Raw genomic sequence first — 1,397 nt, forward strand, 5'->3', positions numbered from 1 at the left:
CCTGTATCCCCAAGCATCGTTTCGGGTCGAGTGGTAGCAACAACGATGTAATCTTTGCCTTCGCTTGTTGTTTCACCGTCTGCAAGTGGATACCGAAGATGCCACATATTGCCCTGTTTTTCTTTGTTCTCGACTTCCAGATCGGAAATAGCGGTGTGTAGTTTTGGGTCCCAGTTAACAAGGCGCTTGCTGCGATAAATAAGATCGTCTTTGTACAAACGAACAAATACTTCTTGAACAGCTTTATAGAAGCCGTCATCCATCGTAAAGCGTTCGTGATCCCAATCGACAGAGGCTCCTAGACGACGAAGTTGACGTGTGATGGTGCCACCTGATTCTTCCTTCCATTCCCAAATTTTATCGAGAAATGCTTCACGACCTAGATCGTGTCGAGTTTTATCTTCTTCAGCGGCTAATTTTCTCTCAACAACCATTTGAGTCGCGATACCCGCGTGGTCAGTACCAACTTGCCATAGCGTGTTGTTGCCTTTCATTCGATGATAGCGAATTAAGGCATCCATGATGCTGTCTTGAAACGCGTGCCCCATGTGGAGGCTGCCAGTGACGTTCGGTGGGGGGATCATGATTGAATATGGCGTGCCTTCACCACTTGGTTTGAAGAAGCCTTCGTCTTCCCATTTTTGATACCAAGTTTGTTCAATTTCACTAGGTTGGTAGGTTTTATCCATCGTTGTGTTTCACTACTTTTTTGGCGTTGATTTTAGAAAGAGGCGCATTATATATCTGCGGGGGCAAACAAGGTAGTTATGTTCCCAATTAACGACGTAAGTCGTGCGTATTTATGTCTTCGCCGTTAGATTTAAGTTGCTTGAACAAGGCTCGTGCAGATTCCAGTTGCTTCTGGTCATTACGAACTATGAACATTCGTCGTTTCATCTGAGGTTCTTCGGCTAACTTGGTCGGGCCAAGGTATACGCAAATGTTTGTATCTGTTGCTTTGAATGAAGGATCATTCGCGCCCTGCGATGACGCAATAGCTATGGGGTAACTTGGGCTTGGGGATACTGATTGCTGATGCGGAAGAAAAGAGCTTTCTCGATAAGACCAGAGCAGCTCGTCAAGACTTTTAGCATCGATGTCGCTTTCACACACAAATAATATAGTTTGATTTGCTGCGATGGCTTTTTCAGCGATCCGACAAGCTATGCTTGCCAGATCACTAAATGCATTCCCTTTGGAAATATAAATGTCGGTTTGTTTGTGCATTTATTTTGCGTGATTCATTAAGTAATTCAGTAGCAAAGGAACCGGTCGGCCTGTTGCGCCCTTGTTGGCGCCGGAAGTCCATGCAGTTCCAGCAATGTCTAGGTGTGCCCATGTGTATTTTTTGGCGAATTTAGACAAGAAGCAAGCGGCTGTGATACTGCCAGCGCCTT

The 1,397-nt window shown here is 45.4% G+C and carries 2 protein-coding genes and 1 pseudogene; all 3 read right to left on the reverse strand.

The genetic code is table 11. The annotated features are described in order from the left end of the window. The coding region (locus A3738_RS02570; protein WP_156503893.1) for a class I tRNA ligase family protein at positions 1-689 on the reverse strand (689 nt) is incomplete at its 3' end. 88 nt (positions 690-777) lie between these two features. Further along, complete coding sequence (locus A3738_RS02575) at positions 778-1,227, reverse strand: DNA polymerase III subunit chi (RefSeq protein WP_068479423.1); 450 nt, start codon at positions 1,225-1,227, stop codon at positions 778-780. After that, positions 1,228-1,397 (reverse strand): annotated as a pseudogene (locus A3738_RS29065) (leucyl aminopeptidase); the annotation flags it as partial.

The sequence above is a fragment of the Oleiphilus sp. HI0066 genome (genome assembly GCF_001635725.1).

Excerpts from the sequence above, each read along its gene's own strand:
- A3738_RS02575 (WP_068479423.1), bottom strand. The coding sequence starts at position 1,227 with ATGCACAAACAAACCGACATTTATATTTCCAAAGGGAATGCATTTAGT.